We start from the raw sequence: 13,636 nt of genomic DNA, 5'->3' as shown, positions 1-13,636 counted from the left end.
AAAACTTTGACCTATTAAATATATATATTTTAACTATTTTTGGCAGATGCAATTTGGATTTGGATTAATTGGAATTTTGGTGAAATCTCCAGTTTCTAGCCCAATCATCAACAATGCATTCAAAATGCGAGTTCCATGGTTTAAAAGTCCTTTCAATATTTCATTTGCTTGGAGGGAACCTACCACACCGCAAGTGGAACTCATCACTGGAATAGGCGAAGTATCTTTCTTTTTGGGTACATCACCAAACAAGCATCGATAACATGCCGTACGATGGGGATCTACAGAAATAAGTTGCCCTTCAAACCCTTGGATCCCCGCTATTGTAAAAGGAATATTATATTTTAACCCAAGATCATTAACAAGGAATTTGGTTTCAAAATTATCAGAAGCATCAACTAAGTAATCAACATCTCCTGGATCTAAATATTTTGGGGCAGATTTTGCGGATAGCCATTCTTCAATCACAGTGATTTTGACATGAGGGTTCAATTCTTGCAATCTTTTTTGAGCCAATACACCTTTTGAAAGTCCTAAATCTTGTGTTTTATACAAAATTTGTCTTCCTAAATTGGAAAGAGATACTACATCATTTTCGAAAAGAATAATTTCACCAACTCCCGCTGCAACCAGAGCGAGAATTAGGGGGCCTCCTAATCCGCCAGCCCCTACTTGTAGAATCTTCTTATTTTTGAGAGATTCTTGTTTTTTATCCCCAATAATCAAGATTTGGCGCTGATACCGTTCTTTTTCTTCTTCTGACAACATACATGTTCTCATTAACTCGATTTCCATTTATTTTTAACGGTTTTTAAAAATTCGAGAAGTTGAGTAACGTCCTTATTATAAATAAGTTTGGAGAAATAATTCTTCTCAGAATCATCCAAATGATTCAAGGGGAAAGTAGCAATTATTTTCTTGGCTTGAGAGAGTCCAAAATATTTTCGAGTATAGGGCCCCGAGGAATACTTGTAAGTCGTCATAAATTCACTATCGGTAATCGATCTAAGATATTCAAGAGTTAAGTTGAAATAGTTTTGCAATAATCTTTGTTCTGCTTTTGATAGTGGGGGAGAAAAGAAAATTTGAATTGGATGGGTTCGATATGTCGCTTTGGTCACCAAAATTCCAGATGCATTGAATGAACCTTTAATAGAATAAAGTCCTGCACGACCATCTAGTGTTCCAGTGTCTACCGTACGTATCCAGAGAAGATTGGATTGAATTTCGTTTGCGAATTTTGAATCTACGAAAATGGTTAAAAGAACATATTCACTTTTTTCAAAATTGTTTGCATCAATTACTTTTATCTCATTTTTGCCTGGATGTTCATCCACGTCATGCTGTTTAAGGTAATATTTCATAATTACGGGATTTTTCACCTTAAAATTAGTGATAAATGTTTCAAACTCTGACCCTGCTTTATAATGATATTGTGGTTCTAAGAGATATCTATTTTCTTTTTGTTCCTTACCAATTTTAATGCCTTGAAATTCAACAGTGGAATACTGAGGATTTAAATTACGTTGGAAAAAATTGATCATCACATTGGTCCCAGTATGTTTGAAGATTTGTTTTTCGAAAATGAAAGAACGACTAATCGAATAATAAGGTAAAAATTCATCCCTAATTTTATTGGAAACCGAATTACCAAAAATGAAATTCGAAGGTATGATGTAAATCATTTGATCTATAGCATTTCGTAAGTCATTTATAAGAGCAATTTGATACAAATCTTGTAACCCTCTATTTTCATTGGTGAAAAGGGGAAGATATTTTTGAGTTTCTGCGGTTTTTACAATATATCCCAAATACAGATAAGGAGGGTTTGTCACATGATATACAGGATATTCAAGATTTCTTAAAAATTGAGGATAGTTGCTTAAACAATCCCGCGTTTGAATTTTTTGGCGAGCTAACTTTTCCGGAATTCCATATTTCTGAGCATTTTGAATAGATTTTTCAGTCCATTCGGGTTGAATATCAAATAAATAGATATGAGATTCAAAAAATGAAATCCGTTCCTGTTCAGGGATGAGGTTTAAAATAGGAAAAATAAGATTTCCCTCCCCAGCAAAAAGATCGACCCAGATATAATCATAGAGAGAATCCTTAATATAGGGTAAGATAAATTCTTCACAAATACTCACGGTTGTAAAATGTTGTCCAAATTTACGCCGCTTTTTTGATTCCATTTTATCCATTTCTTACCCCTTGTTTAATTAATGCAGTCTTTTTATTAGAATTTTTATTACATTACAATATGGTGCATCAAGAAGAAAAAGTAAAAATCATCGAAGTAGGCTCCCGTGGGGTAGCATTCTCTTTTTATGAGGATTTCATGGGGGATACGACCTTCAGTTACTTAATTAAAGGGAATAATCATCTGTTCCTTTTCGATACTTTCTGCGGACCGGATTCTATGAGTTTTATAAAAAAATATATCCAAGAACAGAAATTAGAACAGTTTCCACTAATCATCGTCATTACTCATGGCCACTGGGATCATTTTTGGGGAAATTGTGCTTTTCCTGAAAGTGAAATAATTAGTCACACTATTTGCCGGAGTGGAATGGAACAATCAGCTCAAGCCGATTTGGAAAGGATGCAAGAAAAGGCTCAAGGAGAAGTTACGATAATGTTACCTACTCTTGTTTTTGAGGAAAAGATAAGTTTTCCTGCAGAAGGAATTGAAATATTCCATGCACCAGGACATACTCCTGATCAATTATCGGTTTATGATAATATCGACAAAGTTTTGATCATTGGGGATAATATCGAGGACCCAATGCCTTATATCAATGAAACGGATACAAGTCAGTATATTAAAACACTGAAAAACTATAAAAAAATCGAATGGAAGCAATTAATTCCAGGACATGGTGAAATTCAGACTTCTTCGAAGTTATTAAACGCCAATTTAGACTATATTCAAAAATTTATGGATCTAAAAACACATTGGGATGATTTTAAAGAAAATGAGAAAAAGATGCATTTCATAAATTTATGCACTGTTGGAAAAAAGTTATTTGAAGAACATAAACCATTTCAAGCGCGATCTATGTTGGTAGAAGCCCTCAAAATAGGGAAAGATCTTGAAGGAGATTATATTAAGCAAAAAAATGAAGAAGCAGCCAAATTACTCGAAAAATTATCCTAGGATTATACTTCCTCCATTTTTCTCAATTAAGGCCATTTTTAGGATAACATTTCTTACATCAATAAAAACATTTTTTCATTTTCACGGATTATAGACACAATTAGTGAGAAAAAGTTTCACATTTTTCACGTTTTTTGGTGATTAAACCTTTAGATAGCCCCATGGTTAACTAAAAATATTAGAAGGAATCTATGATGAAATTACTAACCAAAGGTTTATATCGCTTCCGCCAACTCATTTTTAAGGGAGCGATTCGGATCATACCATTTCCAAATCCAGACTTAATCACTGGGGATCAGAGTATTGAAGAAATGGTAGATCGAATTAAGAACGAAAGGTTACAAAAAATACTAATTGTAACCGATGCTAATTTACGAAAATTGGGATTATTAGACAATTTATTCAAGCAACTTTCAGAAAAAGGTATCGAATATGCCATATTCGATGAAGTTCAACCCAATCCAACAATTGACAATATTGAAAACACGTATTCGATGTATAAACATGAAAATTGTCAAGGATTTATCGCATTTGGGGGAGGATCACCTATGGATTGTGCAAAGGTTGCTGCATGTCGAGTTGTGAAACCGAATCAATCCGTACTCAAAATGCGGGGAATGTTCAAGGTTATGAAAAAATTGCCTCCATTTTATGCTGTACCTACTACAGCAGGGACAGGTTCAGAAACCACAGCGGCAGCGGTAGTGACCAATCCAGATACCCATGAAAAATTTGCGATCATTGACTTAAATATTATTCCAAAGGTCGCAGTGCTCGATCCTCGCTTAATGCAAGGCCTTCCTCCTTTTATCACAGCCACAACAGGGATGGATGCTTTAACCCATGCAGTAGAATCGTATATAGGGATTCATGATACGAAATTTATCAAACACAATGCAGAAAAAGCGACGAAAATGATTTTTGAAAACATAGAAATTGTTTTCAAAGATGGTTCTAACTTAGATGCTCGAAATAATATGGCGTTAGCATCCTTTTATGCTGGAATTGCATTTACTCGGGCATCAGTTGGATATATTCACGCAGTTGCTCATAATTTGGGAGGTATGTACGGAGTTGCACACGGATTAGCTAATGCAGTCATACTACCCTATATGTTAGAAAAATTTGGGGAAAAAATCCACCAGAAACTCGCTAATTTAGCTGTACTTGTTGGATTGGGAACAAACTCAGAATCTCCAAAGGATTTAGCAACAAAATTTATTGAGAAAATTAAATTTTTCAATCAAAATATGGGAATTCCAACCTTTATTGATAAATTAAAAGAAGAAGATATTCCCCTACTCGCTCAGCGTGCTATTACTGAAGGAAATCCAGAATATCCCGTCCCTGTGATATTTGACGTACCTATGATGGAAGAAGTTATCACTCAGTTAGTACCGAATTAAAATCACTTCCAAAGCGATATTTTTTATTTTTTCCTATCACAAAAGTTTTTGCTCTTGTTTCATTTCATTTGATGATGCCCGATTCGCCTGAAAATTTTGAGGAAGAAGAAATCAAAGAAGAGAAAGAGGAAATTAAAATTATAAATATGGAACCTTCTCTTTACAAACAGACTGTTTCAATTCTCCGTTACCATAATCTTTGTTTTGAATGTTTCGGGCGCCAATTCTCATTTTTGGGGACAGCTACCAACAATACAGATCGTGCTAAAGCAATTCTCTTAGGTTTAACTATGGAGTGCCATCAACTCCTGATCAAAAACTTGGTTTTAGAAAAATTTACCTTATTTGATCAGAATCCCCTTGAAATTTTGCATCTTATTGCAAATCGGACCGGCTTAATCCAAGCGAAAAAAATGTTAGAAAAATGGTATCGAGCTCATCCCGATGAAGTTCAAGATCATTTAACCATTAATTCTATAAGATCTCCATGTGATTTATGTACAGATCTACTCACTGACACCACCCTTCAAACTCTTGTTCAGAAAATTCAAATTTTGATACGGAAATATGATTACAATAACTTCTTAGTCGGAACTTACGTCAATCCCGCTCAAGGGGACAAAGAAGACGAATTTCGGAGTAAGTTTGGGGTAACCAATGGTGAATCTTTTAAAGCAAATTTGAACCGTTTGTTAGGAGTTCGATTGCAAAAAACACTTCAGAAGCCGACGAAATTTGAAAAACCAGATCTTACGATTATGGTGAATTTACGAGAATCAAATATCCCTAAAATTGAAATTACTTCTTCACCCTTATATTTACGCGCCCGTTATCTTAAATTTGTTCGAGATCTTCCCCAAACACACTGGCATTGTCATTTTTGCCGCGGGCGAGGAACACACAAATTTACCGGTGAAATATGTCCTGAATGCCATGGATCAGGAGACATGTTCCCAAGTTCTGTGGAAGATCTTATCGCTGAAACATTGCTACCCGCAACTGGTGGAGAAAAGGCAATTCTACATGGTGCAGGAAGAGAAGATCTGGATGCCCGATGTTTAGGAGCAGGGAGAGAGTTCATAATGGAAATTAAAGAACCAAGAAGTCGTCATTTAAATTATCTTGAACTAACTCAAACCATTAATAAACAACACGGTAAATCCATTCATGTTACCAATTTTACTGTTGCATCAAAGAAAGATGTGATCAAATTTAAGAAAAACTCAGAATTTAACAAAAAAAAATATCATGCGTTAGTAGAATTAGCCCAACCTATCAGTTTAGAAGAGGCAAATGTCAAATTTGCAATGGTTTCGGAACAATTATGCGAAAAAAAAATTAAACAACGAACACCCTTACGAGTGGTTCATCGCAGACCTGATAAAACACGAACTAAGATAATTTATTCCATTGAATGCAAGTATGTGGATCCTTTGCACATTTACTTGAAAGTCTTAGCTCAAGGTGGGACATATATCAAGGAATTAATTTCCGGCGATAATTTTCGCACCAGCCCATCCATTGCAACCATTTTCAATATTCCAATGGTTTGTGCCGAATTAGATGTAGTACAAATCGAAGAATTACAAGTTTAAATCGTTTTTTTTCTCATACAACATTTGTTTAAAATTTACATTTTCAGCGATACATTTTTTTAATGAATTACATTCTTTATTAGTGATAAAATTGACGACATCTAAAAATCAAGAAGAAATCGCATGGGATTTTAGTGAAATCTTTCCAAACATCAAATCTCCTCAAATTGATGAGACAATAACGGCACTTCAGAATGAAGCCAATTTATTAGTTGAAACCTATAAAGGAAAAATTGCAGGATCAGAATTTTCCGCAAACCGAGTAAAAGAACTATTTGAGAAGGAAGAAAGCTTTTTAGAAACTCTTTCGGAATTAGTAGCCTACGCTTCATTATCTTTCTACGCAGAAATGACAAGTGAAGAGGTTCAATCTCTTTTTAATCGTGTGAATGCATTTCAAACGAATATAAACAAACAATTAGCTTTTTTATCTCTTGAAGTTGGAACATTATTGTTGATGACTCCCGATTTAATTAAAGATCCTCTACTTTCGAATTATCAGCACCATATGGAACGAATTCACCGTAATCATGCCCATAAGCTAAGTGAAGTGGAAGAACAAATCATGCTAGAGAAGGATGAATTCGGAGTAAATAAATGGAGTGAACTTCAATCAAAGTGGTTAAATACCCGTATGATGGATGTAGAAGTGGAAGGAAAAATTAAAAATCTGTCATATGCCGAAGCCAATGGCTTATTGTCCCACCCTGATCGAGCAACCCGAACTTCTGCAAACAAAGCAATTTATGGATTGCTAGGAAAGGAAAATGAAATATTCTCTTCAGCACTGCGAAATATTTGTGGAGATTGGATGAATGTCACCAAACGACGCCATTATGATAGTCCTATGCACCAATCTTTAATTTCCAATGATGTAGATCAAAATACAATCGATAATCTAATGAAAGCAATCGTTTCAAATGTGGGGGTTTATCAAAAATATTTGACATTGAAAGCAAAGATCATGGATTTACCGAAGTTAGGAAATCAAGATCTGGTAGCTCCATTACTCTTGGGAGAAAATAAGAAGTTTGAATGGGAAGAAGCCACTAAATTAGTCTTAGAAGCTTATAATGGATTTGATCCTACAATGGCCGCCATGGTACAAGATATGATTACCCGCAATCATATTGATGCCAGTCCCCGCTTTGGAAAAACGAATGGCGCATTCTGTGAAAGTTGGTACAAAGGAAAATCCGCGTTCATGTTACAGTCATTTACTGGTTCTATGGGAAACATATACACCCTCGCTCACGAATTAGGACACGCGTGTCATGCGTATTTAAGTTCTCAAGAACAAACTCTCCACAATACCAATACAGCTATGGTAGTCGCAGAAATCGCATCCATTTTCGGAGAATTATTAATGACCGATCTTCTGTTGGAAAAAGCCGAAACGAAAGTAGAAAAAATAAAGGTTCTAGCTCATGTTTTGGATGATGCTGGAATGGCAACCTTCCAAGTGAGTGCACGATTTTTCTTTGAACAAAGCTTATATGATAGTATCCGACAAGAAGAGTTCCTAAGTGGAGAAAAAATCTCGGAACTTTGGTGTGCAGGACGAGATAAAATTTTCGGAAATGCTGTGGATTGGTTTGATGAAATGAATTGGGAGTGGGCCATGAAAGCACATTATTATATTCCCAATTTTAGATTCTATAACTACCCCTATGTCTTCGCAAACTGTTTTGTTTACGCATTATATCAAATTTATAAACAAGAAGGTGCATCATTTGTGCCTAAGTTTAAAAAAATGCTAAGTGCAGGAAGTAGCCTTTCACCAAAAAAGATTGGTGAAATTATCGGTTTTGATATTTCTAAACCAGAATTTTGGGAATTAGGGTTGCAGCAATACGCCCGCTTTACCGAAGATTTAGAAAAACTCCTTTAATTTAGATCTGATTTCACGAAACTGATCTCTTTATCTAAAATTTTTTTTTACAATTTTTTATACATCAATCGAAACCCTAATAATCCATCTCATCCATAATCTCACCATGGATTGTGAATTTGTTCAATTTGAAAAAGATGAGAATGTGGGGATTTTAACCATTAATCGTCCAAAAGCCTTAAATGCACTCAATATTCAATTGATGGATGAGCTTGATGCCACCCTGGATAATATTGCTGCTGACGCTGAAATTTATGCATTAATTATTACTGGAGTAGGAAAGGGATTCATGGCGGGAGCGGATATTGCGACGATGAAGCCTATGGATTATGAACAGGGAAAAGCCTATGGTATTAAAGGATGTGCCCTATTCCAAAAAATAGAAGATTTGGATATTCCTGTAATTGCTGCAGTTAATGGATTTGCCTTAGGTGGAGGGAATGAATTAATGCTTAGCTGTGATGTCGCAATAGCAAGTGAAAAAGCCAAATTTGGTCAACCAGAAGTGGGTCTGGGTATTACCCCAGGTTTTGCAGGCACACAACGTCTTCCACGAATTGTGGGTCCGCGTGTTGCTAAGGAACTTATTTATAGTGGTCGGGTATTTGGAGCGGCCGAAGCAGAAAAAATTGGTTTGATAAATAAAGTTGTTCCTCCAGAAGAATTAATGGAAACGGCTAAAAGTATGGCGAGATCTTTTGCAAAAATGGCTCCTTTTGCAGTCAAATATGCGAAAAAAGCCATCAATGAAGGATTACAAACTGATATTGACCATGCTGTGAAAATTGAAAATGATTACTTTGGTAAATGCTTCAGTACCAATGATCAGGAAGAGGGAATGGGCGCATTTCTTGAAAAGCGCAAAGCTACTTTCACAAATAAGTAAAATCACGAATTTCCTTTTTTATTTTTCACTTACTAACCATTTCTTCGCTTTTTCTTCAGTCTCAAAACTTTTAGTATTGCTCTTAACAACAGAATTATACGCTTTTAGAAGAATTGATTTCATGCCTGTCACCCCTATGATGGCAGTTTTTGTATAATATGGCTTAGTTATCTTCCCAATGCGTTTTAATTCATTCATGATGGCTTTATTTCCAAAAGCACCTTCAACATTAATAATCCGAAGATTGTCGGTTTTTCCTGAATTAATTAAGATGTCCTTTGCATCCCCAGCGAGTTTGATAACTTCTTCTTCCTTCTTATTACGTAAATCGATAAAGAGCAGCTTTTTATTTTTGTAATTGATCCAAGACATTATGATCAATGATCACATTCCTAATTATTGCTAAAAATATTCGGAAGGCTCCATTTTTTTCACGCAAAGATATAAAATAGCTATTTAAAACTACGATTTCGGAAGGATATATATTGAACTAAAGGTGAAAAAAATGGATTTAAAAAATATTATTTATAAGGAAGAAGACTTTATCGGTTTCTTGTCAATAAATCGCCCCAAAGCAATGAATGCATTAAACATGGCAGTTCTCGATGAATTATCAATGCTTATAGAGAAAATTCAAGCTGAAAACAGAATTAGAGCTTTGATTATCACCGGGGAAGGAAAAGCTTTTGTTGCAGGAGCAGATGTTAGTGAAATAAAAGAACTCCCCAAAGAGGAAGGACGCCGAATAGCCAATAAAGGATCAACAATATTTCGAAGAATTGAACTCTTAAACCTCCCAGTGATTGCAGCAGTGAATGGGTTTGCCCTTGGTGGAGGTTTAGAATTAGCTTTAAGCTGTGATATACGTATAGCAAGTCTAAAAGCACAATTTGGACTTCCCGAAGTGGGATTAGGTATTATTCCAGGATATGGCGGGACTCAACGACTCCCTCGTTTAATTGGAGAAGGATTAGCAAAGGAAATGATATTCACGGGAGCGATGGTAAACGCAGAAAAAGCACTTCAGATTGGTTTGGTAAACAACTTGGTATCAGCGGAAAAATTAATGGAAACTGCTATCGCGCTGGCCCAGAAAATTTTGCGACAAGGTCCAATTGCGGTTCGTTGTGCTAAGCGCGCGATTGATCAAGGTATGAATACAACTTTGGATAATGGTCTTAAGATTGAAAATGATCAATTTACGCGATGTTATGCCACCAATGATCAACGAGAAGGGATGAGTGCCTTTTTAGAAAAACGGAAGGCAAATTTCACAGGATTGGAATAAAATTAACCGCCAAGCGACCATTTTTTTATTATTTCAAAATCGGGATATTTGAATAGAGCAATTGCACTAACGGTGGCAATGAAAGGTTTATCAGGTTGTAAATCTAACATTTCTTGAGTAATATCAATAATTTGAGAAACCTTTTGGGATTTGATTTGATTCGCCAAAGTACAATGGGGAATCCAAACCGTTGAAGAATACAGACCTTCGGAGATGGAATCTGGGAGAGAATCAGTGATGATATCTTGAATTAAGGATTGAATTAAGCGGAGATCTTCGGATTCCTTAGGATTCAAAAACATTATTTTGGTTGCTGGAAAATATCCAATGCTGGCGAAGCGAATTTTAAAGGGATTAAAAAGGCTCAATGCTTGAGGAATTGAAGCAGACACCAGATCGAAATCAATTTCATCATTTGCTGCTAAGGTAATGTGGGCAGGGATATTTTCCTTTGCCATAAAGTCGCATAAATTGTGTTCTTGATATGTCAAATAAATTTTTTTTAGGATACTAGATGAATTTTCATCAAAAAGAAGAAGAATACCCTTCGACATTTCAATCCCCTAAGGTTTTCGAGCCAGTAATGAGAAAGTCAATGGAATTTCAGGGCGCATATTTTTAAACTCCCATAATCCATCGGCTCGTTTCACCATATCGGGATGATATTTAAAAAATCCTTTGGTGGATTCGTGTAAAAACTCAAGATGTAACCCCGCTTGGAGTAAAGCGTTTATAATTTCGCTCATCGAATGATACCACCCATATTCAGTCTTGTTTTTAAGAATAGTAGTGACTCCCTCGGGATCAGCATAAGTGCCATCTTCTTCCCATTCATGAGGAACTCCATTTTTGCTTGTATAGGGATAACCTAAGGACACTCGATCAGAATACCGTTCATCCAACATTTCGCCATAGGGATGTGTATCCACAATATAAAAGCGACCACCAGATTTCATGCAATGACTTACTGCTTTCGCCCAACCAGTGAGATCGGGTAGCCAGCAAAGAACACCATAGGATGTGAAAACCACATCAAATTGCTCGTGAATTACCGTCGGTATATCGTACACATTTGCTTGAATAAATGTGGCAGGAATTTCAAGTACATCACTTAATTCTCGTGCCATTTCTATAGCATTCTCTGAAAAGTCCAAACCAGTCACAATGGCACCATGATCCCGAGCCCATGACAGAGTATCCATCCCAAAATGACATTGCAGGTGGAGTAAAGATTTTCCTTCAAGATTTGTTAATTCTTTCAATTCTGTGGGCAAAAGTGAGGTTTTTCCATGTTTAAATCCTTCAAGATCATAATACCGACTCTTGATATGGTGGGAGACAAGCTCGTCCCATCGTTTTTGATTTGCCTCAAAATAGGATTTATAGTTTTTCTTCAATAAAATGCTAACCTCAAATAAGTAAAATGATCGTCCCCCTTAAAAATTGACCCTTTGAGACGTAGCAAAATTTTTTGACAATCATAAATTACATAAAATGACCAAGATGCTTCCACGTTGTAAATTCTATCACGATTGTAAGTCTAATGCAGTGACGGTTGTTCCATATTCGAAAATGCCAGTCTGCAAGCACCATTTTCTCACTTATATTCAAGATCGAGTCCAAAAGACCATCAAAGACCATGCATTGATAGATTTTGAAAACCCTCAAGAAAAAATATTAGTTGGCTTAAGCGGAGGGAAAGATTCTCAGACTCTGCTGACTATTTTGGATCAAGTATTCCAAAAAAAAGTTCAAATGGAAGCCTTATATGTCGAAGTGGGAATAACCCCCAAAAATTATAGTCGAGATTCGGGGATAGTTGCCCGTTCCCTCTGTGAAAAATTAAATATTCCATTTCATACTCTAACCATAAAGGATGATATGGGGTTAGATATTGATGATATTCACCAAATTGGAGAACGAAGCCGAAAAAGGGGTAGAAGATCTAAAAAAGGACGTTTTCGGGGAGAATGTTCCTATTGTGGATTGGTCAAGCGATATTATATTAATAAGTTTGCCTATGAAAATGGATTTACTAAAGTCGCCACAGGTCATAATTTAACTGATGAAGCGACTCAATTGGTATCTAATTTTTTTAGTGTAGATATGGAAATGATGAGTCGAGCCGGTCCTACGACGATAACTGATGTGAAGGGATTAGTTCCCCGAATAAAACCTCTTTATTATATTTACGAACAAGAGTTAATTATGTACTCCTATTATGCCAAGGTGGAGCATCTAGGAACCCAATGTGCCTATGCTGTCGATTCACCGATGATGAATGTGAAGGGTTCTTTAATTGAAATTGAGAAATTTAGAAGGGGAAATATGATGAATATGGTTAAGAAGTTCCAACAAAAGCTAAAACACATTCTTTTCGAAACGATTCCCGAAGTGAAGAAGGTTGAAGCAGAATGCACCGAATGTGGCATGACGACCTATCTAAAAATATGTTCTTTTTGCAAAACCAAGCATCGGTTGCAAGATCAATTTTCAAAAATTCAACCAAGGAATTAAGAGTTTAATTTTAAATCAAATCCATTCCATTTGATGAAAGCATACCATATTTTCAACCGTTTTTTAATCAATCAACATAATTTTGCGCAGATTTTATTCTTATTATATGGAATGTCTTAGAGTTAAATTGATGATTCAATGAACAGATAAAAAAATTTATACCTATTCCCATGAAAACAAAACCATAATTCGAATTTATCACTGAATGGGATTTTTATGGGTAAACTAAAAAATTATAAGAGAAGTAATAAGGAACTTAAAGGAAAATTACAGGATCTTTTCATCAATGATGCATGTCTTTTAGAAGACGCTTTAGAGGCAATGCAATTTGCCCTTACAGCATTTTGTGCTTTTGATATGGAAAGGAAAAAAAGATACTCAAATAAATGCATTGATTTAGAAGATGAACAGGATCAATGTCGTGATGAGATTATTTCACGGATTTTCGGTTCCGAATCTATGGTTTTTTCTCGACCTGATAGAATGCGTATGGTTACGGCGATGGATCGGATTGTAGGACAGGCCAAAAAAGTTATGTTTGACCTCGAAGTTTTTACTCCTGAAAACCCTATTCGCGAGTTAAATGTCCATATTGAGGCTGTAGGTAAAAAAACAGCTCAAATTGGAAAAATGGTCAATGGATTAGTGTCTCAATTTTTTGATAATTTTGATGAGGCTATGGAAACATGTGTCACAATTAACGAAGCTCGACATTCTGTACGAGAAAGAAAACTTGAATTTTTCAAAGCACTCTATTATATTAAACCAGATTATCGAGAATTTCGCTTCTACGCAGAATTAATGAATAATTTAGCGGAAGTTACCAATCGAATGGAACATTTTGCGGATTATATCTATGGATTAATCGCCAAGTATTCTACATTTTAAATTAG

Annotated in this window: 13 protein-coding genes; 8 read left to right on the top strand and 5 right to left on the bottom strand. The window is 35.6% G+C overall.

The genetic code is table 11. The features are described 5' to 3' along the window. Positions 1-33: 33 nt before the first annotated feature. Together NEF87_RS14915 and NEF87_RS14910 are read right to left on the bottom strand one after the other, a co-directional pair. Positions 34-768 carry a HesA/MoeB/ThiF family protein gene (locus tag NEF87_RS14915; protein ID WP_457916427.1) on the bottom strand — a complete coding sequence of 245 codons (735 nt, stop codon included), beginning with the start codon at positions 766-768 and terminating at the stop codon, positions 34-36. Between the two features lie 11 nt (positions 769-779). After that, positions 780-2,204: an N-6 DNA methylase gene (locus tag NEF87_RS14910; RefSeq protein ID WP_457916426.1), complete on the bottom strand. Its 1,425-nt coding sequence runs from the start codon at positions 2,202-2,204 to the stop codon at positions 780-782. A gap of 59 nt (positions 2,205-2,263) precedes the next feature. On the opposite strand from NEF87_RS14910, the gene NEF87_RS14905 reads away from it, so the two are divergent. From NEF87_RS14905 to NEF87_RS14885, 5 genes are all read left to right on the top strand, one after another. Beyond that, positions 2,264-3,160 (top strand): MBL fold metallo-hydrolase, encoded by an 897-nt coding sequence (locus NEF87_RS14905; RefSeq protein WP_457916425.1) that lies wholly within the window; start codon positions 2,264-2,266, stop codon positions 3,158-3,160. 191 nt (positions 3,161-3,351) lie between these two features. Then, positions 3,352-4,566, top strand: coding sequence for an iron-containing alcohol dehydrogenase (locus NEF87_RS14900; RefSeq protein ID WP_457916424.1), 1,215 nt, complete (start codon positions 3,352-3,354; stop codon positions 4,564-4,566). 74 nt (positions 4,567-4,640) lie between these two features. Beyond that, the gene (locus NEF87_RS14895; protein ID WP_457916423.1) at positions 4,641-6,161 is read left to right on the top strand and encodes a tRNA pseudouridine(54/55) synthase Pus10; all 1,521 of its coding nucleotides are present in this window, start codon (positions 4,641-4,643) and stop codon (positions 6,159-6,161) included. A 91-nt stretch (positions 6,162-6,252) separates the two neighbouring features. Beyond that, positions 6,253-8,052 (top strand): M3 family oligoendopeptidase, encoded by a 1,800-nt coding sequence (locus NEF87_RS14890; RefSeq protein ID WP_457916422.1) that lies wholly within the window; start codon positions 6,253-6,255, stop codon positions 8,050-8,052. 106 nt (positions 8,053-8,158) lie between these two features. Next, on the top strand, positions 8,159-8,938 hold the full coding sequence (locus NEF87_RS14885; protein WP_457916421.1) for an enoyl-CoA hydratase-related protein: 780 nt from the start codon (positions 8,159-8,161) through the stop codon (positions 8,936-8,938). 18 nt (positions 8,939-8,956) lie between these two features. On the opposite strand, the gene NEF87_RS14880 is transcribed toward NEF87_RS14885, so the two are convergent. After that, positions 8,957-9,310 carry a hypothetical protein gene (locus NEF87_RS14880; protein WP_457916420.1) on the bottom strand — a complete coding sequence of 118 codons (354 nt, stop codon included), beginning with the start codon at positions 9,308-9,310 and terminating at the stop codon, positions 8,957-8,959. Positions 9,311-9,443: 133 nt separating this feature from the next. Between NEF87_RS14880 and NEF87_RS14875 the strand changes: the two genes are divergently transcribed. Beyond that, entirely contained in the window at positions 9,444-10,226 is a 783-nt protein-coding gene (locus tag NEF87_RS14875) for an enoyl-CoA hydratase-related protein (RefSeq protein WP_457916419.1), read from the top strand. Positions 10,227-10,228: 2 nt separating this feature from the next. On the opposite strand, the gene NEF87_RS14870 is transcribed toward NEF87_RS14875, so the two are convergent. Beyond that, on the bottom strand, positions 10,229-10,780 hold the full coding sequence (locus tag NEF87_RS14870) for a 2'-5' RNA ligase family protein (RefSeq protein WP_457916418.1): 552 nt from the start codon (positions 10,778-10,780) through the stop codon (positions 10,229-10,231). Positions 10,781-10,789: 9 nt separating this feature from the next. Then, on the bottom strand, positions 10,790-11,623 hold the full coding sequence (locus tag NEF87_RS14865; RefSeq protein WP_457916417.1) for a class I SAM-dependent methyltransferase: 834 nt from the start codon (positions 11,621-11,623) through the stop codon (positions 10,790-10,792). Between the two features lie 97 nt (positions 11,624-11,720). On the opposite strand from NEF87_RS14865, the gene NEF87_RS14860 reads away from it, so the two are divergent. Then, a complete protein-coding gene (locus NEF87_RS14860; RefSeq protein ID WP_371802185.1) occupies positions 11,721-12,743 on the top strand; it encodes an ATP-binding protein in 1,023 nt (340 codons plus the stop codon). Between the two features lie 216 nt (positions 12,744-12,959). Beyond that, a complete protein-coding gene (locus tag NEF87_RS14855; RefSeq protein WP_371802184.1) occupies positions 12,960-13,631 on the top strand; it encodes a DUF47 domain-containing protein in 672 nt (223 codons plus the stop codon). The last annotated feature ends 5 nt before the right edge of the window (positions 13,632-13,636 follow it).

It is taken from the genome of Candidatus Lokiarchaeum ossiferum, from assembly GCA_025839675.1.
GTDB lineage: Archaea > Asgardarchaeota > Lokiarchaeia > Sigyniarchaeales > Promethearchaeaceae > Lokiarchaeum > Lokiarchaeum ossiferum.
This window is presented reverse-complemented; position numbering and strand designations above follow the sequence as displayed.

What these genes read in the sequence shown, in the direction of transcription:
- NEF87_RS14910 (WP_457916426.1), bottom strand. Translation starts at nt 2,204, where the DNA reads ATGGATAAAATGGAATCAAAAAAGCGGCGTAAATTTGGACAACATTTT.
- NEF87_RS14880 (WP_457916420.1), bottom strand. Translation starts at nt 9,310, where the DNA reads ATGTCTTGGATCAATTACAAAAATAAAAAGCTGCTCTTTATCGATTTA.
- NEF87_RS14915 (WP_457916427.1), bottom strand. Translation starts at nt 768, where the DNA reads ATGTTGTCAGAAGAAGAAAAAGAACGGTATCAGCGCCAAATCTTGATT.
- NEF87_RS14895 (WP_457916423.1), top strand. Translation starts at nt 4,641, where the DNA reads ATGCCCGATTCGCCTGAAAATTTTGAGGAAGAAGAAATCAAAGAAGAG.
- NEF87_RS14855 (WP_371802184.1), top strand. Translation starts at nt 12,960, where the DNA reads ATGGGTAAACTAAAAAATTATAAGAGAAGTAATAAGGAACTTAAAGGA.
- NEF87_RS14885 (WP_457916421.1), top strand. Translation starts at nt 8,159, where the DNA reads ATGGATTGTGAATTTGTTCAATTTGAAAAAGATGAGAATGTGGGGATT.
- NEF87_RS14905 (WP_457916425.1), top strand. Translation starts at nt 2,264, where the DNA reads ATGGTGCATCAAGAAGAAAAAGTAAAAATCATCGAAGTAGGCTCCCGT.
- NEF87_RS14900 (WP_457916424.1), top strand. Translation starts at nt 3,352, where the DNA reads ATGATGAAATTACTAACCAAAGGTTTATATCGCTTCCGCCAACTCATT.
- NEF87_RS14870 (WP_457916418.1), bottom strand. Translation starts at nt 10,780, where the DNA reads ATGTCGAAGGGTATTCTTCTTCTTTTTGATGAAAATTCATCTAGTATC.
- NEF87_RS14875 (WP_457916419.1), top strand. Translation starts at nt 9,444, where the DNA reads ATGGATTTAAAAAATATTATTTATAAGGAAGAAGACTTTATCGGTTTC.
- NEF87_RS14860 (WP_371802185.1), top strand. Translation starts at nt 11,721, where the DNA reads ATGACCAAGATGCTTCCACGTTGTAAATTCTATCACGATTGTAAGTCT.